This is a genomic window from Ruegeria sp. YTSA168, assembly GCF_059610045.1.
In genome coordinates this window covers 1-23,352 of record NZ_JBXWMW010000007.1, presented here as the reverse complement: position 1 = coordinate 23,352, position 23,352 = coordinate 1, and the positions used below count along the sequence as shown (strand labels likewise).

Below are 23,352 nucleotides of genomic sequence, written 5' to 3'. Positions count from 1 at the left end.
TCAAAACGCAAGCTCACCGTTTAGCAATTGCGTGCGCACCTCCATCCTTGGGCGCCAGTTGTACCGGGTATCTTCCCGAACAGGCCCCCAGAACAAGGCCCCGCTATTGCGCCACGGATCAAGGATTATGCCGTCATACATCGAATCGCCTTTGGCACTGATAAGGGCGGAATGGTGAATGATCCGGAAGGGTGTCGGTGGTGATGTGGCCCAGTGCAGTTCGAGCGTTCGAAACCCTTCCTGCCGCAATCGTCGGGTCATGGCCTGTGCCCAGTCATTGCACAGCCCGTATTCCCGAAAGCCATTGGCGACCTTGGCGTTATGTATGATCGCCGGGTCGGTTATATTCCATTCTCGGGCAAGTTGCTGAGAATAGGTGTACGAGATCGATGCGGCGGTTTGTGCCTCGACCGGATCAACCTCTGGCCCGAGGGATTGAATGGTTTTTGCCAACGCGTCGATATCGTCCTGATTGACGGTTGGCTGCGGCACCGCGCAGCCGCTTAGGATCAGGGCTGTCAACATAGCCCAGAGAACCAGTATTCGTGTCATGTCAGGTGCCAGCAATTGTACAGTTTCGTCTTGTGCCAATAAGCGGGTACCAACGGATTTCATAGGGGAAGTTTGGCCGCAGGTTTGCCAACACGACGGGATCAGGGAATTGGACTGCGTTGGTTACAACAACTGGCGCAAGAAAAGACCCGGCGCTAAGACCGGGTCAGTTGGGGAAACAAGGCTGCCTTGTTCGATCATCCGAGCAGACGTCGTGCGATGACCTGTGCCTGAATTTCGGCAGCCCCTTCGAAGATATTCAGAATGCGTGCGTCACACAGAACGCGGCTGATCTTGTATTCCAGCGCAAAGCCGTTGCCACCATGAATTTGCAGCCCGTTATCGGCCGCCGCCCAAGCAACGCGGGCCCCCAGCAATTTGGCCATACCGGCCTCAAGATCGCAGCGATGGCCGTGGTCCTTTTCCCAGGCCGAGAAATAAGTCAGCTGACGCGCGATCATGATCTCGACCGCCATCATCGCCAGTTTGCCCGAGACGCGAGGGAAGTTGATCAGCGATTTACCGAATTGCTTGCGATCCCGCGCGTATTGCATGGCAATATCCAGTGCGCATTGCGCCACTCCAATGGCGCGGGCGGCAGTCTGGATGCGGGCAGATTCAAACGTCTCCATCAGCTGTTTGAAACCCTTGCCCTCTTCTCCGCCCAGCAGGTTTTCACCTTTCACTTGGAAACCGTCAAAACCCAGCTCGTATTCCTTCATTCCGCGATAACCCAGAACTTCGATCTCGCCACCGGTCATGCCGGGGGTGGGGAATGGGTTTTCATCGGTGCCCGGGGTTTTTTCGGCCAGGAACATCGACAAGCCACGGTGGTCAGTGCTGTCCGGGTTGGTACGGGCCAGCAGGGTCATGACATGGGTGCGGGCCGCATGGGTGATCCAGGTTTTGTTGCCGGTGATCTGGTAGTCGCCGTTTTCATCTTTGACTGCCCGGGTGCGCAGGCTGCCAAGGTCTGATCCGGTATTGGGTTCTGTAAACACCGCGGTCGGCAGAATCTCAGCGCTGGCCAGCTTGGGCAGCCAATTGGCCTTTTGCTCATCGGTGCCGCCAGCCAGGATCAATTCAGCTGCAATTTCAGACCGCGTACCCAGCGAGCCGACGCCGATATAGCCGCGCGACAACTCCTCCGAGACCACGCACATCGAGGCTTTGGACAGACCAAAGCCGCCGAATTCCTCGGGGATGGTCAGGCCGAACACGCCCATTTCGGCCAGTTCTTCAATGATCTCGATTGGGATCAGTTCGTCTTTCAGGTGCCAGTCATGGGCGTTGGGTTCGACCTTTTCGACCGCGTAACGGCGGAACTGATCGCGGATCATCTCAAGCTCTTCATCCAGGCCAGAAGCCCCGAACATGGCAGCGCCGACCTGCGCCTCCATCAGCTCGACCAAACGTGTCCGCGCGGCTTGTGTGTTAGCCTGCGACATGAGGGTCTGCACCTCGGGGCATTGGAACCCGGACAACGCGTCCCAACCAAGGCCGAGATCCTGAAGGCGCACAACCTCGCTCTGGTTCATGGGGATACCGCCGGCCACCTGATGCAGGTATTCACCAAAGGCGATCTGATGCAAAAGCTGTTCGATCTCGCCGAACTTACCTGCGGCCTCCAGTGCTTCGGCCCAACGCTGCATCTGTTGCAGTGACTGATGATAGGTGGCCAGCCATGCCAGCCCATGGGCGGCGGTTTGGTTGGCTTCGATCAACGCACCGGAGACGCGCCCATCGGATGTCACCATGCCCCGCACTGAAACGCGTGCTTTTTCAAAGACTGCCTCAACAGCGGGTACAGCTTTGCTGGTCAGGCTCAGAAGGTCTGGCAAAGTCGTGCTGGTGTTCATCTGGGTTACATCCTGTCCGTCATGGGCCATGAATCGCGTCCTGTTTTGGGTCGTCTGGTCATATCATGCTGCACGTGCAGCGCAACAAAAATACCTATTACGTTGCGAAAAAGTTCGAAAGTTACGCCTTCATTTTTGCAGTGCAGAGATTTTCTGCGGTGATATCTAGAAGCCATGACGTTGTTTTCCACGCTCTCCCCTTTTGATCTTGTCTTGGCTGCGACAATTGCGTGTCTGGCAGGATGGGTCAAAGGCATGGTCGGGTTTGCAATGCCTATGGTATTGGTCTCGGGCCTTAGCATTATCTTGCCGCCCGAAATTGCAGTTGCCGGGTTGATCTTGCCCACACTGGTGACCAACGGTGTACAAGCGCTGCGCGAAGGGGTTCGAGCCGCCTATGACTCGATCCGGCGATTCCGCGTTTTTTTGGGCGTCGGTTTGGTGTTCCTACTGATCGGCGCCCAGTTGGTGGCGTTTGTGCCGACAGCCACGTTTTTGCTGCTGATCGGTCTTCCTGTGACAGCTTTCGCGTTGATCCAGGTCTTCGGAGTTACGTTCACATTGGCATCCGCCTCTGCCCGAGTTGAGGCCGCGATAGGCGCTTTTGCAGGTTTCGTCGGTGGGATGTCCGGGGTCTGGGGGCCGCCGACGGTGGCCTATCTGACGGCCTTGAACACACCAAAGCAGGAACAGTTGAGGGTTCAGGGAGTGATCTATGGCTTGGGCGCGGTTGCCTTGGTCGCGGCGCATATCGGATCGGGCATTCTGAACCGGGACACAGCACCGTTTTCGGCGGTGTTGGTCCTTCCAGCCCTTGCAGGGCTATGGCTAGGCATGCGATTGCAGGATCGCATTGATCAAACCAGATTTAGAAAGATCACGCTGTTGGTGCTTTTGTTCGCCGGGCTGAACCTTGTGAGGCGCGGTTTGTTCGGCTAGCGGGTCAGGTCCGTTTGTCCGCAAAACGGAATGCGAAATACAATCCCAGCATCAGGAAAAACAGGCCCGAGATATCGCCGATCAAAAAGGCAATATATTCAACCGTTGCGCTGCCAAAGGCCATGTTGGTCAGGCCAGAGACCAGAAATGAGGTGATCACCCCAACGCCCATAACACAAATCCAGCAGGGTTTTCGGTCAGCCCTTGGGAACAAATCCCAACCCACCCATTTCAGAAGGTAGAACACCGTCGGTACAGTTGTGACCGCAATGGCAATGGCCATCAGGCGGCTGGGCAGGAACAGATCCGCCCCCCCCACCATTGCAAAAACCACAATGACCCCCGGCAACAGGGCAAAGATCGCCCGCCAACCCAACAGCCAAGCGGATAGCACGCGCACTCCGTGCGGAAGAAACAGCAGGCTTGCCCGGCTGGGATATTCTGGGAAGAATATGTTCTGTAACGGCATCAAAACCTCAAAGGTGAGGAGTGATGCGACCACATACGCCAACGAGGCAAAGAATGTTTCGGTGGTCCACCTGCGCACCGGGATCAACCGATGACGCGCAGGAGGCGCAGCTTATCTGGGCGCATGAACGACATACCGCCCGCGGTTGGCGTTGCCGCTTTGTGATAAATAGCCTTTTTCAACCAACGACTTCAGCGCGCGGAAAAAGGTTGGGCGCGAGACGCTTTGGACCAGTGTGTGTTCGATCAAGCCGAACGTCCGAACCTCTTGATCTGCTTTCGATAGTTCCTCGGCCGCGTAGTAGATGTCGCGTTCGACCGGCGATAGTTTTTCCAGCCCCAATGTACGCTCCATGCTCTGCATCAACTTGCGCAGTTCGGTCAGTTTCGAAATTTCTGTCATATTTTACCTGTCTTGCTTCGTGCCTGACACCGTCCAGTCCTGGTGTTGCGAAACGGGTTGAATTTGGGTGTTCAACACGTCGCGCGCTGGCACGTATCCCCGTGTAAGTGGTTTACTCTTTTGGTTGGGTGGCCCGATCTGCAGAGGTGAGTATGCACGCGCGAGAAACCCTGTGGTGCTTTCTGTTTTGGATCCGACGCGGTTGCATCGGAGGTGTTGGTAATGGGCAATGTGCCTATCTCAATCTGAGCGTCAAAACAATAAAATTGTTGAGAATGGTGCCGTGGCGTAACTATTGAAGGTCAAAGCACTATATTGACGACGCAAAAAAGAAGGGGCGCAAGCGCCCCTGTCTGTTTAGCCGATTGCGACGGATTTGATGTCGTCGTCTATGAAGGGGATGTATTGCTCGAAATTTTCGGCAAACATCTGCACCAATTTCTCGGCTTGTTTGTCAAAGGCTGCCTGATCGTCCCATGTACGGCGCGGGTCCAGCAGAACTTCGGGAACGCCGGGGACTGAAACGGGTACGTCAAAGCCGAAATTGGCATCCTTGCGGAACTCGGCATCTGCCAAAGAACCTTCGAGGGCTGCGGTCAGTAGTGCCCGGGTCGCCTTGATCGGCATCCGGCTGCCCACACCGTAGGCGCCGCCAGTCCAACCGGTGTTGACCAGCCAGCAGGTTGCACCGTGCTGGGCGATCTTGTCGCGCAGCAGATTGCCATAGGCCTCGGGCCGGCGCGGCATGAAGGGTGCGCCAAAGCAGGTCGAGAAGGTCGGCTGCGGCTCGGTCACGCCACGCTCGGTCCCGGCAACCTTCGAGGTGAAGCCAGACAGGAAGTGATACATCGCCTGCGCCGGGGTCAATCGTGCGATCGGAGGCAGAACGCCAAACGCATCGCAGGTCAGCATGATGATGTTCTTCGGATGCCCACCCAAAGCGCTGCTGGAGGCGTTCGAGATATACTCGAGCGGGTAGGCACAGCGCATGTTCGCGGTCAGCGTGTCGTCGTCGAAATCCAGTTCCTTGGTTTCGGGGTCGAAGATCATGTTTTCGATGACCGTGCCGAACTTGCTGGTCGTCGCGTAGATCTCGGGCTCGGCCTCGGCGTTCAGGTTGATCGTCTTGGCATAACAGCCACCTTCGAAGTTGAAGGTACCACGATCCGACCAGCCATGTTCGTCGTCACCGATCAGAACGCGCGCAGGGTCGGCGGACAGCGTTGTCTTGCCGGTGCCGGACAGGCCGAAGAAGACGGCGGTGTCGACCGGGTTGCCCACTGCGTGGTTGGCCGAGCAGTGCATCGGCATAACGCCTTTTTCGGGCAGCATGTAATTCAACAGGGTGAAGACGGACTTTTTATTCTCACCCGCGTACTCGGTGCCGCCGATCAGGATCAGCTTGCGGTCGAAGTTCAATGCAATGACCGTATCGCTGCGGCAGTTGTGCTTTGCCGGGTCGGCTTGAAAGCTGGGGCAGTTGATGACGGTGAAATCCGCGATGAACTCGTCTAGATCCTCTCGATCCGGACGGCGCAGCAGGTGGCGGATGAACAGGTTATGCCAGGCCAATTCGGTGACCATGCGCACATTGATTGAATAGGTGGGATCAGCTCCGCCCACGAGGTCCTGCACGAAATAGTCGCGGCCCTTCATATGCTCGAGCATATCTTTATAAAGCGCATCGAACCCCTCTGGGCTCATCGCGGCGTTGTTTTCCCACCAGATGCTGTCGGCAACGCTGTCGGTTTTGACAACGTGCTTGTCCTTGGGGGAGCGGCCAGTGAACTTGCCGGTGGTGACCAGAAAGGCACCGCCATTGCCCAGCGTGCCTTCGCCACGCTTCAGCGCCTCTTCGATCAGCGCTGGTTCCATGAAATTGTAATAGACATTGCCCAGGCCCTCGATCCCCTGATCTTCGAGGCGGAATTGCGGGTTAACCCGTCCAGATGTCATGCGTGTCTTCTCCTGTGGCGGCGCTGCGACTTGTTGGGTCGGGTGCGCCATTGGGGCAGTTTGCCGGGGAAAACCGGCCGATGGGCGGGTCTTATCATGGTCCTTTGGGGCGTGAACAGGACGGTTTGGCGCAGTTAGCGCAACCAAGACCAGGTTTAGCGCCACCAAAAATTTCCTGTCGGAAAACTGGGCAGCATTTTGCGGGCAGCAAGGCATTTTTGCCGCATAGCTGCCGCAACAATGGCACGATTCACGGTTACGGATTGATTCGGATCAGCAAAAACGCCAACAATACCTTACAAAAAAGCGTATTATTGCGTATGTGAGCAGGAATAGGGGTAAGCCCGATGTCAAAGATTGCACTGGTGGATGACGATAGAAACATTCTGACGTCCGTATCCATGACGCTCGAAGCCGAAGGTTTCGAGGTTGAAACCTACAATGATGGACAGGCCGCGCTGGACGCGTTCAACAAGAAACTGCCGGATATGGCCGTTCTGGATATCAAAATGCCGCGTATGGACGGGATGGACCTGTTGCAGCGGCTGCGCCAGAAGACGCAAATGCCGGTGATCTTTCTGACCTCGAAAGATGACGAGATTGATGAGGTTCTTGGCCTGCGTATGGGGGCCGATGACTATGTCAAAAAGCCATTCTCTCAGCGTCTGCTGGTTGAGCGCATTCGCGCTTTGCTGCGTCGGCAAGAAGCCACCAGCGGCGACGCAACAGTTGCGACCACCGGCGACACCAAGGTTATGGAGCGTGGAGAGCTACGGATGGATCCCTTGCGCCATGCGGTCAGTTGGAAGGGCACCGATGTTTCGTTGACCGTGACCGAATTCCTGTTGCTGCAGGCACTTGCACAGCGTCCGGGCTTTGTCAAAAGCCGGGATCAGTTGATGGATGTGGCTTACGATGATCAGGTCTATGTGGATGACCGTACCATCGACAGCCATATCAAGCGTCTGCGCAAGAAAATGCGCGCGGCAGATTCTGAGTTTTCGGCAATCGAAACTTTGTATGGTATCGGGTACAGATACAACGAAGAATAGGCGCGGCCATCTACAAGGGGTAATGGGGTCCCGTGCGCGACACCGAGCAAGCCAATGAAACGCGCGACGGTGATGTCGTTCTTGGGGATGACTGGGTTATCCCCCAGGATCCCGAGTCTGCGGAGTTACGAGAGAAGCGCTCCCGCAGGAACCTGTTTTCTCTGCGCGGGTCACCTCTGGCCCGCAAGATCATCACCTTCAACCTGATTGCTCTCGTGATCCTGGTCACAGGTCTGCTTTATCTGGATGATTCGCGCTTCGAACAGGTGCAGCAGACGGCGCGGAACCTGATGGGTGACGCCCAACTGGTCAGCAATGTGTTCGAAACACAGCTACGCCAGGGTGTGGCGCAATCGACGCAGGATACCAGTCAGCTTGACGTCAAGGATACGTTGGGTGGTCTCAGCTTGCCCGAAGGGGGCGAGGTTTTTGTCTACGATGCCAGCGGTACGCTGATCGGCTGGACGCGGGGGGCGCCGCAAGCGTCGGACCTTCCCGTTCTATTGCGGCCCGACACCGAGATGCGGACTGGCGGGACTGTCATTAGCGACGCCTTGAATGCGGTTTGGACGGGATTGTCGCGCATATTCAACTGGTCGTCCGGCACCGAGGCCCCAACACTGGCGCAACAGGTGCAGTCAATCATTCCGCAAGCACTCATGGGGCAAACCCAGGTTCAGGCAGTGCAGGATGATGCCGGGGATACGGTGATCGTGGCCGCCGCGCCGATCCTGTATGAAGGTGTCCCGGCGGGCGCCGTCGCAATGTCCGGCCCTGCGGGTGAGATCGATGCGCTGGCCCGGCGTGAACAGGAACGCATCCTTCAGATGTTTGTTGTTGCGCTGCTTGTCTCGATTGGCCTGAGCCTTGTTCTGGCCTCGACCATTGCCAACCCGCTGGCAGATCTCGCCTCGGCGGCCGAAATGGGTAAGGACCGGGGCACTGGCGTCAATCCGGGGCGTATTCGCATTCCGGACCTCAGCGCCCGACCGGATGAAATTGGCCGGCTGAGCCGCGCGCTGCGGGGCATGGTGACCGCGCTGTACAATCGCATTGATGCGAATGAACAATTCGCGGCGGATGTCGCGCATGAGATCAAGAACCCGCTGGCCAGCCTGCAATCCGCCGTCGGAACCCTGCGTATGGTCAAACGCGACGATCAGCGCGAGAAGCTGCTGGGCGTGATTGAACATGACGTAAAGCGGCTGGATCGCTTGGTCAGCGATATCTCGAACGCGTCGCGTCTGGATGCCGAACTGGTCAAAGAGGAAGAACAGCCGTTCGATCTGCTGAAGCTGCTGGGCAATATTGGCCAGTTTCTGGGCGAGGATGCCCGTGCACAGGGTATCGATTACATCACTGACCTGCCTGCCGATCCGATTGTGGTGAACGGGCTCGAGGCGCGTCTGGCGCAGGTTTTCGTCAACCTCATCACCAACGCGATTTCATTCTGCGAGGAAAGCGACGCCATCCGCGTCTGGGTGCGCAAGCGCGATAATCGTGTTCTCGTGGTGGTCGAAGATACCGGGCCGGGGATCCCCGAACAGGCCCTGACAAAGGTCTTCAAACGGTTCTATTCGCAGCGCCCGGCCGAGCATTTTGGCAACAATTCCGGCCTTGGTCTTGCGATCTCAAAGCAGATTGTCGAGGCACATGGCGGCGTGATCTGGGCTGAAAACATCCGCCCGACCGAGGCGGATGTCACCTCGGACCCGCTAGGCGCGCGCTTTGTCGTAGGGCTACCTGTCTGATCCAATGAAGATCCCATCCCTGAAAGATGCGGAAGACCGGGACAGTGCCTGCGTTCATGCCAGCTGTGTTGCCGTTGCCGACAAGGGACTTCTGATCGTCGGGGCCTCTGGTGCGGGCAAATCTTCTTTGGCGCTGCAGATGATGACACAGGGCGCAGTATTGGTTGCCGATGATCGAGTTGATCTTGGGATGGCACGAGATTGTATCATGGCCTCACCCATACCTGAGATTGCCGGTTTGATCGAAGCCCGCGGGGTCGGCTTGCTGCGGGCGCAGAATACGCCGTCTGTTGCACTGCATTTCGTAGTGGATCTGGATCAGCAAGAGACGGCGCGCCTGCCTGATCTGATCACGGTGCCGCTGCTTAGGGGCACTGTGCCCTTGCTTCGGGGCGCTGCTGTGCCCAATTTGGCACCAGCCTTGCTGCAACTTCTTAGATTCGGACGCGTAGACCCGGAATGGCCGACGAAATGACATCGCAAAAGCGAACCGTTCTGGTGACAGGGCCGTCAGGCGCGGGTCGCTCGACCGCGATCCATGTGCTCGAGGATCTGGGCTTTGAGGCAATCGACAACCTGCCTATGGGGTTGCTGGCGCGTTTAATGGAAGGGGCAGAGGCTGACCGGCCCATGGCCCTTGGTATCGACGCGCGCAACCGGGATTTTTCGACCATTGGTTTTATCGAACTTGCCGAGAAGCTGGGCCGCATGCCTCAAGTGGATTTGACAGTCCTCTATCTGGATTGCAGCGATGATGTGTTGCTGAGGCGCTTTTCAGAAACGCGCAGGCGCCATCCGGTTGCCAAGGGTGCAGGCCCCGAAACCGGCGTTCGCCGCGAAAAAGAGCTGTTGGCCCCTATCCGAGAGATCGCGGATACCCTGATCGATACCAGCGGGTTAAACGTACACCAGCTGCGCGAAGAGGTTGAGCGCTGGTTCGCTCCCAAAGACGGTCGCCATCTCGCGGTCTCGATTGAATCGTTTTCCTACAAACGCGGTTTGCCGCGTGGATTGGATATGGTCTTCGACTGCCGGTTTCTGGCAAACCCCTATTGGCGACCTGAATTGCGGTCGGCAGATGGTCGAAACCCGGATGTCGCGCACTATGTCCAGTCGGATATGAACTATGCGCCGTTTTTTGACCGGATCATCGATCTGCTAAGTTTGCTGCTACCGGCGTTTCGCGCCGAGGGTAAAGCGCACCTGTCGGTGGCGTTTGGTTGCACAGGGGGGCAACACAGATCGGTGGCAATGGCCGAAGCGGTTGCAAAGGCCCTTGCAGAACAGGGCCAGCAGGTGGCAATTAGACACCGCGAAATGGAACGACGCGCGTTGAATGTGAGGCCGGATTGATCGGGATTGTAATCGTAGCGCATGGCGGTTTGGCTCAGGAATATCTGGCCGCCATGCAGCATGTGGTAGGCGCGCAACCGGGTTTGGCGGCGATTGCGATCGAAGCCGATCATGACCGCGAAGAGAAACAGGCCGAAATATGCCGCGCAGCGAATGAGGTTGATCTGGGCGATGGCGTTGTCATCGTGACCGATTTGTTCGGCGGCAGCCCCTCGAACCTCAGCCTCAAGGCCTGTGCGCCCCAGGATCGCCGAATCTTGTATGGCGCGAACCTGCCCATGCTGATCAAATTGGCCAAAAGCCGCCACCTGCCGGTGGCCGACGCAGTACGTCAGGCAATGGAGGCTGGACGCAAATACATCAATGCGCAAAATGTGACATTGGACTAAGACCGGACAGATTGAAATGACCAACCGAAGCTTGAAAATCATTAACGAAAAAGGCCTTCACGCCCGTGCCTCTGCCAAACTGGTCGAGGTTGTCGAGGGGTTTGATGCCAATGCCGAAGTCTCAAAGGATGGCCTTTCTGCATCCGGCGACAGCATCATGGGCCTTTTGATGTTGGCAGCCTCACGCGGAACGACTATTGACGTTCAGACTTCGGGGCCGGATGCTGAGGCATTGGCAGAAGCCTTGGAAGCGCTTGTGAATGACAAGTTCGGAGAAGGGTTCTAAGTCGCCCTACCGGGACAGGAAGAACGGGAAGACCAGGAATTGGCGGAAACAACGCACGAGACCAAGACAGGCCCGATTGTAAACAGGGCCGAGGATCAGGGCGAGATCTACGATCGCAGAACGCTGACCTATGCGAACTCGTTCGACGATGCCTGGACCGCGACCGCCATTCGCGCCATCGAATGGTGCACCGGCAAGCTGACCATTCTGAGGATGGTCAACAAATTCGAGAAAAAAAACGAGATGTATCGTGGCCAGCGGTTCTGGAGCGGTGCGCTCAAGACCATGGGTATCACCCTTACAACGCCCGAAGACCAAATCGCGCGTATTCCCAAAACCGGTCCTGTTGTCGTTGTTGCCAACCACCCGCATGGCATGGTGGATGGTATGATTTTTGCAGAATTGATCGGGCGTGTTCGCAGCGACTACCGCATCCTGACACGTTCGGTTCTGACGGGCCTGGACGAGGCCGCAACGTCATTTATGATTCCGGTGCCTTTTCCGCATGACCCCGAAGCGCAGGCAAAAATGCTGGAAATGCGCAGCAAGGCGATGGACCACCTCAAGGATGGTGGCGTTGTCGCGCTGTTCCCCTCTGGCGTCGTGATGTCGTCTGACGATTGGTTCGGCCCGGCGATTGAGCGCGAGTGGAACGTTTTTACCGCCAAAATGATCCGCCGCTCGGGTGCGACGGTTGTTCCGATCTATTTCCCGGGTCGGAACTCACGTGCCTATCAGATCGCCAATAAACTGTCGCCGATCCTGCGCCAGGGATTGTTGCTGCATGAGATCGTCCGTTCCTGCAACAAACCGCAATCCCCGGTCATCGGCGAGCCGATCTCTGACGACGATATGCAGCTTCTGGAACGCGATCCGCGCGGGTTCATGGCGTGGCTCAGGGACCGCACCATGTCCTTGGGCATATTAGATAAACCCTGATCCACTCTTCATCTGGCCAGAAGTATCCCGGGGGTAAGCCCGGATATCATCCGGGCGAGGGGGCTGGCCCCCTCAGCGTGTGGGTACGGGAACCTCACCGCGATAGTCATAAAATCCGCGATCCGTCTTGCGCCCCAACCATCCGGCTTCGACATATTTTGTCAGCAAGGGGCAGGGGCGATACTTGGTATCCGCCAACCCGTCATGCAGCACATTCATGATCGCCAGGCAGGTATCCAACCCGATGAAATCCGCCAATTCCAAAGGCCCCATCGGATGGTTCGCGCCCAGCTTCATGGATTGATCGATGGACTGAACGTTCCCCACGCCTTCGTATAGCGTGTACACCGCCTCATTGATCATCGGCATCAGGATGCGGTTGACGATAAAGGCAGGGAAATCCTCGGCGCTTGCGGCGGTTTTGCCCAGGCGGTCCACCACTGTCTTGCAGGCGGCATAGGTTGGCTCATCGGTTGCGATCCCTCTGATCAATTCGACCAGTTGCATCACAGGAACCGGGTTCATGAAGTGAAACCCCATGAACCGCTCTGGCCGATCTGTCCGGCTGGCCAGCCGTGTGATTGAGATCGACGAGGTGTTCGACGTGAGGATCGTATGTGGCAGCAGATGCGGTTGCAGGTCTTCGAAAATGGCCTGTTTGATCGTCTCGCGCTCGGTTGCGGCCTCAATGACCAGATCGGTCTGGCCCAGCCGCGGCAGTTCCAGCGTTGTCGTGATCCGCTGTAGCGCAGCCTGCATCGCCTCGTCGCTGATCTTCCCGCGTGAGGCCTGACGCGCCAGGTTGCCCTGGATTGTGCTGACCGCCCGGTCCAGCGCATCCTGACTGACATCGTTCAGCAGGACATCATAATCCGCCAATGCCAGCACATGGGCAATACCGTTGCCCATTTGACCTGCGCCTATAACTCCGACTGATTTTACATCCATGTTCTGCTGCCTTTGCCCTGCGCGTTACGGGCGACAGTATCGGCAGTACGGGGTGGGCGGCAAGGGGCAGGGATGGCCGCAATTCGCTTCAAATGCGCACATTAGGAAAATCTCAACATCTGGGGCTTCAAGATGGCAGTTGGGTGAAAAATGGGTGAGTGAGATGAGCTATCATCAAGCAGGCTCCGGCGTGGCTGGGGGCGAATTATGTCAGTATACTGGGTCGAAACTGTGGTTTCGCGGTCCTGCCAAGGCGCTGGATGGCCCCTATGTGGCCTGTGTCGGCATGGATGAAACCTTTGGGCGATTTGTCGAGCAACCGTATCCTGCCGTTCTTCAAGACAAATTGCGGCAGACATGCGTCAACCTTGGTAGCCTGTTTTCGGGTGTCGATGCCATTCTAGCCGACGACGGTTTGCTGAAGCTGATCAATGGCGGCCAGGTATGTGTTCTGCAACTGCCCGAGGTTCATGGCCAATCGAATCAATTCTACCGCGTACACCCTCGCCGTAATGACCGCTTTCTCGCGCCTACGTCAGACCTTTTGGCGTTGTATCCTGAGATTGATTTTACCGAGATCAATTTTGTACGCCATTTGCTGAACCGGCTTCAAGCCAATCAGGATGCCCGATTTGAGATTGTCGCGCAGGAGCTGCAAGAAGGTTGGGTGAAGGCGATGAAAACCCTGCTGCAAAACATCCAAATTCCGGTTCTTCTGCTGAACCTCAAAGTGGGTCGGGTACAGCCTTTCGAGGATGCCATGATACAGATCAGCGATGCGATGGTGGGTCAACTCAGGCCATTTGCAGCGAAAGTGGTCGAAGCCGAGGCCGCCGTATCGGGCGCGTCTGAGACGCTTGAGGATATGCTGTTTGGCACGTTGCAACAGCCGATGGCCGAACACATGATTGGCCCCGCCGCACATCGCGCCATTGCGGATGCGGTCTTGCCGGATCTCAGAGATCTGAACGACTAAGGCCCGCCTGTTGGCGGGCCTTTCGACGGTCTTCTAAAAAAACCAGTCTGTTAGATCAGCCGAGTTTTTCGGTTAGCTCAGGCACCGCCTGGAACAGGTCGGCAACCAGACCGAAGTCGGCAACCTGGAAGATCGGCGCTTCTTCGTCTTTGTTGATTGCAACGATGACCTTTGAGTCTTTCATCCCCGCCAAGTGCTGGATCGCACCCGAGATGCCAACAGCGACATAAAGGTCCGGGGCAACCACCTTACCGGTCTGACCCACCTGCCAGTCGTTCGGAGCGTAGCCAGAGTCCACGGCGGCGCGCGACGCGCCAACAGCGGCGCCCAGCTTGTCGGCCAGTTTCTCGATCAGTGCAAAGTCCTCTTCCGAGCCGACACCACGGCCGCCCGAGACAACAACGCCAGCCGAGGTCAGCTCGGGGCGGTCGCTTTCGGCAACCTTGTCTTCAACCCACGAGGACAGGCCTTCGGAACCCGGAACCGAGATGGTCTCAACCGGAGCCGAGCCACCTTCGCCTGCCGCGTCGAAGCTTGCAGTCCGCAGAGTGACGACTTTCTTGGCGTCGTTCGACTTTACAGTCTGGATCGCGTTGCCCGCGTAGATCGGACGTTCGAAGGTCGAGCCGTCAACCACGCCCGACGCATCCGAAATCACCATCACGTCCAGCAGCGCAGCAACGCGCGGCATTACGTTCTTGGCGTCGGTGGTCGCAGGGGCGACGATATGCTCGTAGCCATCGGCCAGCGACACGATCAGCGCTGCGGTCGATTCCGCCAGGCGGTGACCCAGCGATTCGTCTTCAGCCACCAGAACCTTGGACACACCGTCGATTTTGGCGGCGGCCTCACCTGCAGCAGCGGCAGACCCACCTGCGGCCAGAACGGTCACGTCACCCAGCGCTTTCGCCGCGTTGACGGCCTTGGCAGTGGCGTCCATCGACAGCTCACCATTGTTAACTTCTGCCAGAAGAAGAACAGCCATTACACAGCCCCCGCTTCTTTGAGTTTCTCGACCAGCTCGTCGACCGAGCCCACAACGATACCAGCAGCACGTGCCGGCGGCTCTTCGGTTTTGACGATTTCCAGACGCGGCGTGACATCGACCCCGTAGTCGGCGGCCGTTTTCTCATCCAGCGGCTTTTTCTTCGCCTTCATGATGTTGGGCAGCGATGCATAGCGCGGTTCGTTCAGGCGCAGGTCAACGGTCACGATGGTCGGCATCTTGACGTTGATGGTCTGCAGGCCGCCATCCACCTCGCGGGTGATCTTGGCGCTGTCGCCTTCGATGTCTACTTCCGACGCAAAGGTGCCTTGGCTCCAGCCCAGCAGGGCTGACAACATCTGACCCGTGGCGTTCATGTCGTTGTCGATGGCCTGCTTGCCCGCTAGAACCAGACCGGGCTGCTCTTCCTCGACCACTTTGGCCAAGATCTTCGCAACGGCCAATGGCTCGATATCGGTGTGCACATCATCTGCGGCAACAACCAGAATTGCACGGTCGGCACCCATAGCCAGAGCGGTCCGCAGGGTTTCCTGCGCCTGCTTGACGCCGATCGAAACGGCGACGACCTCATCAGCCTTGCCCGCTTCTTTCAGTCGGATCGCCTCTTCCACGGCGATCTCGTCGAACGGGTTCATCGACATTTTGACATTGGCGAGATCAACACCGCTACCGTCCGCTTTGACGCGGACCTTCACATTATAGTCAATCACGCGCTTGACAGGCACGAGTACCTTCATTTTGCGCTTTCTCCTCACAAAAACGGCAAGCCGCAATGCGACTCCACCAATGCTCTCGGACGACTGAATAACGTCTCATCTCGGGCGACAACAGGGCAAAATCGTCACGTCATAAGCTTGGGACGTCGCGTTTTGATTTTTTTGACGCCACGGCGCGAAACTTTGTTGCGGATAGACGCGGCTGATTTGCGGACGCATCAGTCAACAGTTCGTACTCGCCCTTCGGTCCGGGGCTCCGCCCTTCCGGTCGCCAGGGTGTCCACTGGACACCGCGCCGCTTGTCAGCGGTTCGCGCCCGGAACCCACAAGACGTCGTCTTTGCCGTTGTTGTTGGCACAGCGCGCCGCCACAAAAAACCAGTCGCTGAGACGGTTGAGGTATTTGACGGCGACCTCGTTCACCGGCTCCATATTTGTCAGCTCGACCGCAAGGCGTTCGGCCCGACGGGACACGGTGCGGCAGACGTGCAGATGAGCGGCCAGACGTGAGCCGCCCGGCAGGATGAAACTGCGCAGTGGTTCAAGGTCTGTGTTCATCGCATCAATCTCGGCCTCAAGACGGTCGATCTGAGCCGGGGCGATGCGTAGGGGTGGGTAGTCTGCCTCGGCATCTTTTTCCATGTCAGGGCGGCAGAAATCGGCCCCCAGATCGAACAGATCGTTCTGAATGCGTGCCAAGGCCGCATCGGTTTCACCACCGGCCTCTGTGCGTGCTACGCCCACGAAGGAGTTCAACTCATCTACAGTGCCATAGGCGGCCACCCGGCCAGAGTATTTCGCGACCCGCTCACCATTGCCGAGGGCGGTTTTTCCGTCATCTCCGGTTCGTGTGTAGATTTTGTTCAGTACAACCATTTAAGACGCCCCCTGTCCTCTGAGATAGACGTAGAGCAGGATCAGCAATACGGCAATGAACTGAAACAGGATGCGCAGCTGCATCATCTTGTTGCTTTTCTTCGCAGCCGCCATGCCGCCTTTGCCGAAGTTGGAAATGCCGATCGCCAACACGACCACCACTGACGCCATTGCCAGAAGCAAAACGACCATCAAAAGGTCCATGAGGATTCACCGTCTGCGTTTTTTGTTTCGTTTGGCCTGATCTAGCCCCGATACCCGAAAAAGCGAACCGGTAATTTCGTCTCAGATGTCAGATAGAATGCGGTCAATCGCCTTTGTGGGCAATATCCGGCGCAGATAACCGGCAATATAGGTGGGTGTGGTGACATAGTACCGCGCTTTAGGTCTTCGCGCCTCGACCGCATGGACCAGCTTGGCCGTGACTGCCGAGGCGGGCAGTTCGAACTTGTCGGGCCCCGAGCTTTCATACAATCGCTTCAGCAGCGAATGCTCATATTTCTCGCGCAGGGCCGAGCTTTCCCAATCAATGAACCTTTCGAATAACGGGATGGCCTTTTCACGCAGCTTTGACGTGATCGGGCCCGGTTCGATGAGGATCACGCGGATATTGGTGTCCTTGAGCTCCAGACGCATCGTGTCGCTAAGCCCTTCGATGGCATATTTCGTCGCCACATAGGCGCCCCGCCATGGAAATGCCACCAACCCAAGTACAGATGAACATTGAACAATCCGGCCATGCCCTTGTTCTCGCATGACGGGAATGACCTGCCGCGTCAGCTCGTGCCAGCCAAAGAAATTGGCTTCAAAGATGTGGCGCAACCCGTCTGTGGGTACATCTTCGACCGCACCGGGCAGGCCATGGGCGCCATTGTTGAACAAGGCATCCAGCGTGCCACCGGTGGCCTGCAGAACTTCGGTCAATCCGGCCTTGATACTGTCCGCAACCGCATAGTCGATTCGCGGGCTTTCAAACCCTTGAGCGCGCAACCGGTCACAATCACGCTGCTGTCGGCACGAGGCAAACACCCGCCAGCCCTGCGCACGCATGCCGTGTGCCGCATCAAGCCCGATACCCGAAGAACAACCTGTGATGAGAATCGATTTTTGCATAAGTATCCCACACCAACCTTTGCCCAATAGCTATGGTCAGCATTGGGGCAGGACAATGACGCTGACCCTCAGTTTGATGTTTTTTGGATAAGCGATGCCGAAATCCATCCGACCTGTTGCCCGGGCAGCACGCGCAGGCGCAGCCAGCCGGTGCCCGAGTCGCTCAGAACTTCGACCTGCTGGCCGATCCGGGCTTTGCCGATGATCGGATAGATCGTACCAGGCCCATCGCGCATGTTCACGCGGGTGCCCGAAATCTCTCGGATGTCCTTCTCCGGTGTGGTTAAAGCAGGCACGCCCACGGTTTCAGGATCGGCATCTGTGGTCACCTCTTGAAGTGAGGTAACACCGTCTTCAAGCGATGCGAGCGCAAGCGACACCGTCTGATCTTCGAACAAAGACGGGTTGGTCTGCAGGCCAGCGGCCACCTGTGCCAGCATGGCCTTGGTTTCTTCTTCGGCCAGGGCTGGCTCGGGCTCCGCAAGTGGCTCAAGCGTTGGTGCAGGTCGATCCGACGGGGCGGTTTCGAAGCTGACCTGAGTCACTAATTCCTCCACCGGAGCAGCGGCCACGGGCTTGGAGGTGGGCTTGAAAGCTTCGGCCATACGTTGCGGATTGTCGGCGCGCAGGCCGCGCGGTTCGAAATCCGGGCCTCCGCTCATCACGTAAAAGGTCCAGCCGAGTGCGGCAAATGTAATAAGAATAAGGCGCGTCATGGCGCATCCCCCAAAATCAATCGTTACAACAACAAAGAGGCAGCATTCATTTATTGTCGGAATGGTAACATATTTTGATGGATGAGTCGAAAATCGGGGGAAAACACAGGCTTGCCTCCCCCTGTTGCAAAAAGCACGACTTGTCCCCAGCAAAATGGGCCATGCTTGCTTTACCCAGCCGCGCTTGCGTCGTATCACATCATCTATGAATGACACGATCGACGACCCCAATATGGAGACCCCTGAGACTGGGGGCGAGGTGGCAGAACCTCTGCGCCGTGCAATCGGTGAACGCTACCTAACCTATGCGCTGTCCACCATCATGCACCGGGCTTTGCCGGATGCACGGGACGGGCTGAAGCCGGTTCATAGGCGAATCCTCTATGCCATGCGCGAGCTGCGACTCAGTGCAGCTGGAGGTTTCAGGAAATCGGCGAAGATTTCGGGCGACGTGATGGGTAACTACCACCCGCATGGTGACGCTGCGATTTATGACGCGATGGCACGCCTGGCACAGGATTTCAACGTGCGCTACCCGCTGGTCGACGGGCAGGGGAACTTTGGCAATATCGACGGCGATAACCCGGCGGCCTCACGTTACACTGAGGCGCGCATGACCATCGTGGCCGAGGCGCTGCTTGAGGGTCTAAACGAAGACGCCGTTGATTTCCGCGACAATTATGATGGCACGCTGACCGAGCCGATCGTGTTGCCCGCGCAGTTTCCGAACCTGCTGGCCAACGGTGCCAGCGGTATCGCGGTCGGCATGGCGACCAATATCCCGCCGCATAATATTTCCGAGCTGTGCGACGCCTGTTTACATCTGATCAAAACGCCGGATGCGCGCGACGATACGCTTTTGAACTATGTGCCCGGTCCGGATTTCCCGACTGGCGGTGTGATCGTTGAGCCGCCCGAGAACATAGCGCAAGCCTATCGCACCGGGCGCGGGTCCTTCCGTTTGCGTTGTAAATTTGAGGTCGAGGATCTGGGCCGTGGCCAATGGCAGATTGTCGTCACCGAAATCCCCTATCAAGTTCAGAAATCCAAGCTGATCGAGAAGATCGCGGAACTGATCCAGACCAAGAAAATCCCGATCCTTGCCGATGTCCGCGACGAATCTGCCGATGATATCCGCCTGATCCTTGAGCCGCGTTCCAAAAACGTGGATCCCGAGGTGCTGATGGGCATGCTCTATCGCAACTCTGACCTTGAGGTGCGGTTCAGCCTGAACATGAACGTATTGATCGACGGGGTCACACCCAAGGTCTGCTCGATGAAGGAGGTGCTGCGCGCCTTCCTCGATCACCGACAAGAGGTACTGCTGCGCCGCTCGCGCCACCGTTTGGGCAAGATCGACCACCGTTTGGAGGTATTGGAAGGCTTTATCGTCGCGTTCCTGAACCTCGACCGCGTGATCGATATCATCCGTTATGACGACGACCCCAAAGCGGCGCTGATGCGCGAGGATTGGGGCATAGATCACGTCCGCGCCACAGACGAATCGGATTACGTCACGCCCAAACCGGGTGAGGGCGAGCTGTCTGAGGTTCAGGTAGACGCGATCCTCAACATGCGCCTGCGCTCTTTGCGCCGTCTGGAAGAGATGGAACTGGTCCGCGAGCGTGACGAGTTGATGCTGGAACGCGCCAATCTCGAAGACCTGCTGGCAGATGAAGGCCTGCAATGGGCCAAGATCGCCGAACAGCTGAAAGAGACCAAGAAAACCTTCGGCAAAGACTACGAAGGTGGTGCCCGCCGGACCCAGTTTGCCGAAGCGGGGCAGGTTGAGGAAGTCCCGCTGGAGGCGATGATCGACAAGGAGCCGATCACGGTCGTCTGCTCTCAGATGGGCTGGATTCGCGCAATGACGGGCCATATCGACCTCAACCGCGAATTGAAGTTCAAGGACGGCGATGGCCCTCGGTTCATTTTCCACGCTGAGACCACCGACCGACTGCTGGTGTTTGCGTCAAACGGGCGGTTCTACACGGTTAGCGCAGCGAACTTGCCGGGTGGACGGGGTATGGGCGAACCGCTGCGCCTGATGGTCGACCTGCCGAACGAAGCGCAGATCATCGACATCTTGATCCACAAGCCAGGGCGCAAGCTGCTGGTGGCCTCGGACGCTGGCAACGGGTTCATGGTGCCCGAGGATGACGTGCTGGCCCAAACTCGAAACGGTAAACAGGTGCTGAACGTCAAGGATGACGAGACGGCGATGATCTGTAAGCCAATCGCAGGCGACCACGTGGCCGTGGTGTCCCAGAACGGCAAGTTTCTTGTCTTTCCGACCGAAGACCTGCCCGAGATGACACGCGGCAAAGGTGTGCGTCTGCAGAAGTACAACATGGCGCGCGGGCGTCAGGGGACGTTGGAACTGGATGGCGGCCTGTCCGACATCACCACCTTCAACTGGGAGGAAGGCCTCAAATGGTCCATGGGCGGCGACAAGACCCGACACGAGGCGGATATGTCCCAATGGCTGGCCAAACGCGCCAGTGTTGGCAAAAAGCCGCCCTACGGGTTCCCGCGCGACTATAAATTCTCGTGATCAAAGGGCCCGCACGGGTGAAATTCTGCCGATGCGGCTTGGCACAGCCTGTATTGGTGCGCTAAGTCAAAAGAAAAACAGGCCTATCGAGACGAGACATGTTGCGCATTCTGACACTGATCACCGGATTGGCCCTGATGGGCGCCTGTACGCAGACTCAGGTTTACGAGGAACCCGAGTCGCTGGGTGAATTCAAGCTGCGGGTGAACTATGCCTTTGCCGAAAAGGCGAAGCAGGGCCCCGTCTCGCGCGATGCGACCCCGAAGGAATGGGAAGATGCTATCCAGAACGCGGTTAACATCCGGCTGGGGCGCTATGAAGGGGCGCAAGAATATGACATCGGCATCAGCCTCGAAGGCTATATGCTGGCCCCTCCCGGTGTTCCCGTCATTTATAATCCCAAAAGCACTGCGATTGTTTTGGTAAACGTTTATGACGTAAAAAAGAAAGAGTTTCTGGCCAAGGCCAAACAGTTCCAAGTGCTGGAAGACACGACTGGTGAAAGCGCCTTTGCCGGTTCAGGGCGCACCCGAACCAAAGAAGAGCAAATGAGTGGTCTGGCCCTCAAAGTTGCTGACCGTGTCGAAGAATGGCTGGCCGAGGAACACAACAACAATGGCTGGTTTGACAAGCGGCCAGAGCTGATCCAACCGCTTGACTCAAGCGAACTGGTGCAAAATCCGGCCTGAGCCTGGCTTTTCCCCAAGGATGTGCTTGATTTTCCCCCCTGAACCAAATATCTCGCGCGCGCAGATGTAACCACGGGACCAAGGGTCCCCCAAAATGCAAAAGGGCGCCTGAGGAATGGCAAAGGAAAAGTTTGAGCGTACAAAACCGCACGTCAACATTGGCACGATTGGGCATGTTGACCACGGCAAGACGACGCTGACCGCAGCAATCACCAAGTATTTTGGTGACTTCAAAGCGTATGACCAGATTGACGGTGCGCCGGAAGAGAAAGCGCGCGGCATCACCATCTCGACCGCCCACGTGGAATACGAGACAGACGCACGCCACTATGCGCATGTTGACTGCCCCGGCCACGCCGACTACGTCAAGAACATGATCACCGGTGCCGCTCAGATGGATGGCGCGATCCTGGTTGTGAACGCCGCGGACGGCCCGATGCCCCAGACGCGTGAGCACATCCTGCTGGGCCGCCAGGTTGGCATCCCGAAGATGGTCGTGTTCATGAACAAAGTGGACCAGGTTGACGACGAAGAGCTGCTGGAACTGGTGGAAATGGAAATCCGCGAGCTGCTGTCTTCGTATGAATACCCCGGCGACGATATTCCGATCATCGCAGGTTCGGCTCTGGCCGCGATGGAAGGCAACAAGCCTGAAATCGGTGAAGAGAAGATCAAGGAACTGATGGCGGCTGTTGATGAGTATATCGACACCCCTGAGCGCGCTGTGGATCAGCCGTTCCTGATGCCGATCGAAGACGTGTTCTCGATCTCGGGCCGTGGTACCGTTGTGACCGGCCGTGTTGAGCGTGGCGTGATCAATGTTGGCGACGAGATTGAAATCGTCGGCATCCGCGACACCAGCAAAACCACCTGCACCGGCGTTGAAATGTTCCGCAAGCTGCTGGACCGCGGCGAAGCGGGCGACAACATCGGCGCCCTGCTGCGTGGTGTGGACCGTGAAGGCGTTGAGCGTGGCCAGGTTCTGTGTAAGCCGGGCTCGGTGACACCGCACACCAAGTTCGAAGCCGAAGCCTATATCCTGACCAAGGAAGAGGGTGGCCGTCACACGCCGTTCTTCGCGAACTACCGTCCTCAGTTCTACTTCCGGACCACGGACGTGACCGGCACCGTGACCCTGGCGGAAGGCACCGAGATGGTCATGCCTGGCGACAACGTGTCGTTCGGCGTTGAGCTGATCGCGCCGATCGCAATGGAGCAGGGCCTGCGCTTCGCCATCCGCGAAGGCGGCCGCACCGTCGGCGCCGGCGTCGTGTCGAAAATCACTGAGTAAGGCGGCTTTGCCGACTGGTGGGCGGCAGTTGCTCTGAAAGAGCAATGAGAGCCCACTCGGTTGAACTAAAGAAGGCCGTCCCAAAAAGGGGCGGCCTTTTTTTCATCACGTGGGGGCCTTGGTACTACGCATTAATCAATCGGCGGTAGTTGCACACTCGGAGGTGCGGACCCGCATTGGGTTGGATCTTCCATGCCGAATGGATCAGGAGTGCAAGAAGATCGCCCACATGCCCGCAAGAATTCGACTTTAGGTGATCGGCTTAGGGCAGCTCGTAAGTGTTGTGTTGTTGCGTTTCTCAATTCGAGGCTAGCCACGTCCCATTGCGTGCATGACAATCGCAGCACTTCCCAACTAACACTGGGAAATGCCAATCCTTCGATTAGTAAACCGTCGCTCAGTGGCGCTTCTCGGCGAATATCATCTTCCCACTCACGCCTATGCTTAGGCTCCAGACTCATTAAATTACAGCCAGAACAGGACGGTAGCTGCGAGTGCGATTGCGGATAGGAAGACCTTCG

General features: G+C 57.4%; 25 protein-coding genes. 13 read left to right on the top strand and 12 right to left on the bottom strand.

Features of this window, described 5'->3' with window-relative positions; genetic code table 11:
- Both AC2FFE_RS13550 and AC2FFE_RS13545 read right to left on the bottom strand, forming a co-directional pair.
- Positions 1–552, bottom strand: coding sequence for a hypothetical protein (locus AC2FFE_RS13550; protein ID WP_496846875.1), 552 nt, complete (start codon positions 550–552; stop codon positions 1–3).
- 197 nt (positions 553–749) lie between these two features.
- Positions 750–2,441, bottom strand: a complete 1,692-nt coding sequence (locus AC2FFE_RS13545) for an acyl-CoA dehydrogenase family protein (protein WP_496846874.1) — start codon at positions 2,439–2,441, stop codon at positions 750–752.
- A 144-nt stretch (positions 2,442–2,585) separates the two neighbouring features.
- On the opposite strand from AC2FFE_RS13545, the gene AC2FFE_RS13540 reads away from it, so the two are divergent.
- A complete protein-coding gene (locus AC2FFE_RS13540; protein ID WP_496819901.1) occupies positions 2,586–3,350 on the top strand; it encodes a sulfite exporter TauE/SafE family protein in 765 nt (254 codons plus the stop codon).
- Positions 3,351–3,354: 4 nt separating this feature from the next.
- Here the strand turns inward: AC2FFE_RS13540 and AC2FFE_RS13535 are convergent, their stop codons facing one another.
- The 3 genes from AC2FFE_RS13535 to AC2FFE_RS13525 form a co-directional block, all read right to left on the bottom strand.
- On the bottom strand, positions 3,355–3,819 hold the full coding sequence (locus tag AC2FFE_RS13535; protein WP_496846873.1) for a hypothetical protein: 465 nt from the start codon (positions 3,817–3,819) through the stop codon (positions 3,355–3,357).
- A 111-nt stretch (positions 3,820–3,930) separates the two neighbouring features.
- Positions 3,931–4,221, bottom strand: a complete 291-nt coding sequence (locus AC2FFE_RS13530; RefSeq protein WP_496819903.1) for a hypothetical protein — start codon at positions 4,219–4,221, stop codon at positions 3,931–3,933.
- A gap of 357 nt (positions 4,222–4,578) precedes the next feature.
- Positions 4,579–6,177, bottom strand: a complete 1,599-nt coding sequence (locus tag AC2FFE_RS13525) for a phosphoenolpyruvate carboxykinase (RefSeq protein ID WP_496846872.1) — start codon at positions 6,175–6,177, stop codon at positions 4,579–4,581.
- Between the two features lie 2 nt (positions 6,178–6,179).
- Between AC2FFE_RS13525 and AC2FFE_RS13520 the strand changes: the two genes are divergently transcribed.
- Genes AC2FFE_RS13520 through AC2FFE_RS13485 form a run of 8 tightly spaced genes read left to right on the top strand, consistent with a single transcriptional unit; the run spans position 6,180 to position 11,947 of the window.
- Positions 6,180–6,503, top strand: coding sequence for a hypothetical protein (locus AC2FFE_RS13520; RefSeq protein WP_496846871.1), 324 nt, complete (start codon positions 6,180–6,182; stop codon positions 6,501–6,503).
- A 21-nt stretch (positions 6,504–6,524) separates the two neighbouring features.
- Positions 6,525–7,229, top strand: coding sequence for a response regulator transcription factor (locus AC2FFE_RS13515; protein WP_480549927.1), 705 nt, complete (start codon positions 6,525–6,527; stop codon positions 7,227–7,229).
- Positions 7,230–7,261: 32 nt separating this feature from the next.
- Complete coding sequence (locus AC2FFE_RS13510) at positions 7,262–8,980, top strand: ATP-binding protein (RefSeq protein ID WP_496819905.1); 1,719 nt, start codon at positions 7,262–7,264, stop codon at positions 8,978–8,980.
- A gap of 4 nt (positions 8,981–8,984) precedes the next feature.
- The gene (locus AC2FFE_RS13505) at positions 8,985–9,455 is read left to right on the top strand and encodes an HPr kinase/phosphorylase (protein ID WP_496846870.1); all 471 of its coding nucleotides are present in this window, start codon (positions 8,985–8,987) and stop codon (positions 9,453–9,455) included.
- Positions 9,440–10,333: an RNase adapter RapZ gene (gene rapZ / locus AC2FFE_RS13500; protein WP_496819907.1), complete on the top strand. Its 894-nt coding sequence runs from the start codon at positions 9,440–9,442 to the stop codon at positions 10,331–10,333. The genes AC2FFE_RS13505 and rapZ overlap by 16 nt, the downstream gene beginning before the upstream one ends.
- A complete protein-coding gene (locus AC2FFE_RS13495; protein WP_170531314.1) occupies positions 10,330–10,722 on the top strand; it encodes a PTS sugar transporter subunit IIA in 393 nt (130 codons plus the stop codon). Before rapZ ends, AC2FFE_RS13495 begins: the two co-directional genes overlap by 4 nt.
- Positions 10,723–10,738: 16 nt before the next feature.
- Entirely contained in the window at positions 10,739–11,008 is a 270-nt protein-coding gene (locus AC2FFE_RS13490) for an HPr family phosphocarrier protein (protein ID WP_170531313.1), read from the top strand.
- A gap of 39 nt (positions 11,009–11,047) precedes the next feature.
- Positions 11,048–11,947: a lysophospholipid acyltransferase family protein gene (locus AC2FFE_RS13485; protein WP_496819908.1), complete on the top strand. Its 900-nt coding sequence runs from the start codon at positions 11,048–11,050 to the stop codon at positions 11,945–11,947.
- A 72-nt stretch (positions 11,948–12,019) separates the two neighbouring features.
- Here AC2FFE_RS13485 and AC2FFE_RS13480 read toward each other — a convergent pair whose 3' ends face one another.
- The gene (locus AC2FFE_RS13480) at positions 12,020–12,895 is read right to left on the bottom strand and encodes a 3-hydroxybutyryl-CoA dehydrogenase (RefSeq protein ID WP_496819909.1); all 876 of its coding nucleotides are present in this window, start codon (positions 12,893–12,895) and stop codon (positions 12,020–12,022) included.
- Between the two features lie 163 nt (positions 12,896–13,058).
- Here AC2FFE_RS13480 and AC2FFE_RS13475 point away from each other — a divergent pair, with 163 nt between their 5' ends.
- Positions 13,059–13,871 carry a DUF6473 family protein gene (locus tag AC2FFE_RS13475; protein WP_496846869.1) on the top strand — a complete coding sequence of 271 codons (813 nt, stop codon included), beginning with the start codon at positions 13,059–13,061 and terminating at the stop codon, positions 13,869–13,871.
- A gap of 55 nt (positions 13,872–13,926) precedes the next feature.
- Here the strand turns inward: AC2FFE_RS13475 and AC2FFE_RS13470 are convergent, their stop codons facing one another.
- From AC2FFE_RS13470 to AC2FFE_RS13445, 6 genes are all read right to left on the bottom strand, one after another.
- Complete coding sequence (locus AC2FFE_RS13470; protein WP_496819912.1) at positions 13,927–14,856, bottom strand: electron transfer flavoprotein subunit alpha/FixB family protein; 930 nt, start codon at positions 14,854–14,856, stop codon at positions 13,927–13,929.
- Positions 14,856–15,614 carry an electron transfer flavoprotein subunit beta/FixA family protein gene (locus AC2FFE_RS13465; protein ID WP_480545020.1) on the bottom strand — a complete coding sequence of 253 codons (759 nt, stop codon included), beginning with the start codon at positions 15,612–15,614 and terminating at the stop codon, positions 14,856–14,858. Before AC2FFE_RS13465 ends, AC2FFE_RS13470 begins: the two co-directional genes overlap by 1 nt.
- A gap of 281 nt (positions 15,615–15,895) precedes the next feature.
- Positions 15,896–16,468, bottom strand: coding sequence for a cob(I)yrinic acid a,c-diamide adenosyltransferase (locus tag AC2FFE_RS13460; protein WP_496819913.1), 573 nt, complete (start codon positions 16,466–16,468; stop codon positions 15,896–15,898).
- Positions 16,469–16,672 (bottom strand): twin transmembrane helix small protein, encoded by a 204-nt coding sequence (locus AC2FFE_RS13455; protein WP_496819914.1) that lies wholly within the window; start codon positions 16,670–16,672, stop codon positions 16,469–16,471.
- An 81-nt stretch (positions 16,673–16,753) separates the two neighbouring features.
- Positions 16,754–17,581: an SDR family NAD(P)-dependent oxidoreductase gene (locus AC2FFE_RS13450; RefSeq protein WP_496819915.1), complete on the bottom strand. Its 828-nt coding sequence runs from the start codon at positions 17,579–17,581 to the stop codon at positions 16,754–16,756.
- A 68-nt stretch (positions 17,582–17,649) separates the two neighbouring features.
- Entirely contained in the window at positions 17,650–18,297 is a 648-nt protein-coding gene (locus tag AC2FFE_RS13445) for an SH3 domain-containing protein (protein WP_496819916.1), read from the bottom strand.
- Positions 18,298–18,502: 205 nt separating this feature from the next.
- On the opposite strand from AC2FFE_RS13445, the gene parC reads away from it, so the two are divergent.
- From parC to tuf, 3 genes are all read left to right on the top strand, one after another.
- Positions 18,503–20,851: a DNA topoisomerase IV subunit A gene (gene parC / locus AC2FFE_RS13440; RefSeq protein ID WP_496819917.1), complete on the top strand. Its 2,349-nt coding sequence runs from the start codon at positions 18,503–18,505 to the stop codon at positions 20,849–20,851.
- Positions 20,852–20,949: 98 nt separating this feature from the next.
- Positions 20,950–21,540: a hypothetical protein gene (locus tag AC2FFE_RS13435; protein ID WP_496819918.1), complete on the top strand. Its 591-nt coding sequence runs from the start codon at positions 20,950–20,952 to the stop codon at positions 21,538–21,540.
- A 115-nt stretch (positions 21,541–21,655) separates the two neighbouring features.
- Positions 21,656–22,831 (top strand): elongation factor Tu, encoded by a 1,176-nt coding sequence (gene tuf / locus AC2FFE_RS13430; protein WP_496846868.1) that lies wholly within the window; start codon positions 21,656–21,658, stop codon positions 22,829–22,831.
- Positions 22,832–23,352: the final 521 nt, after the last annotated feature.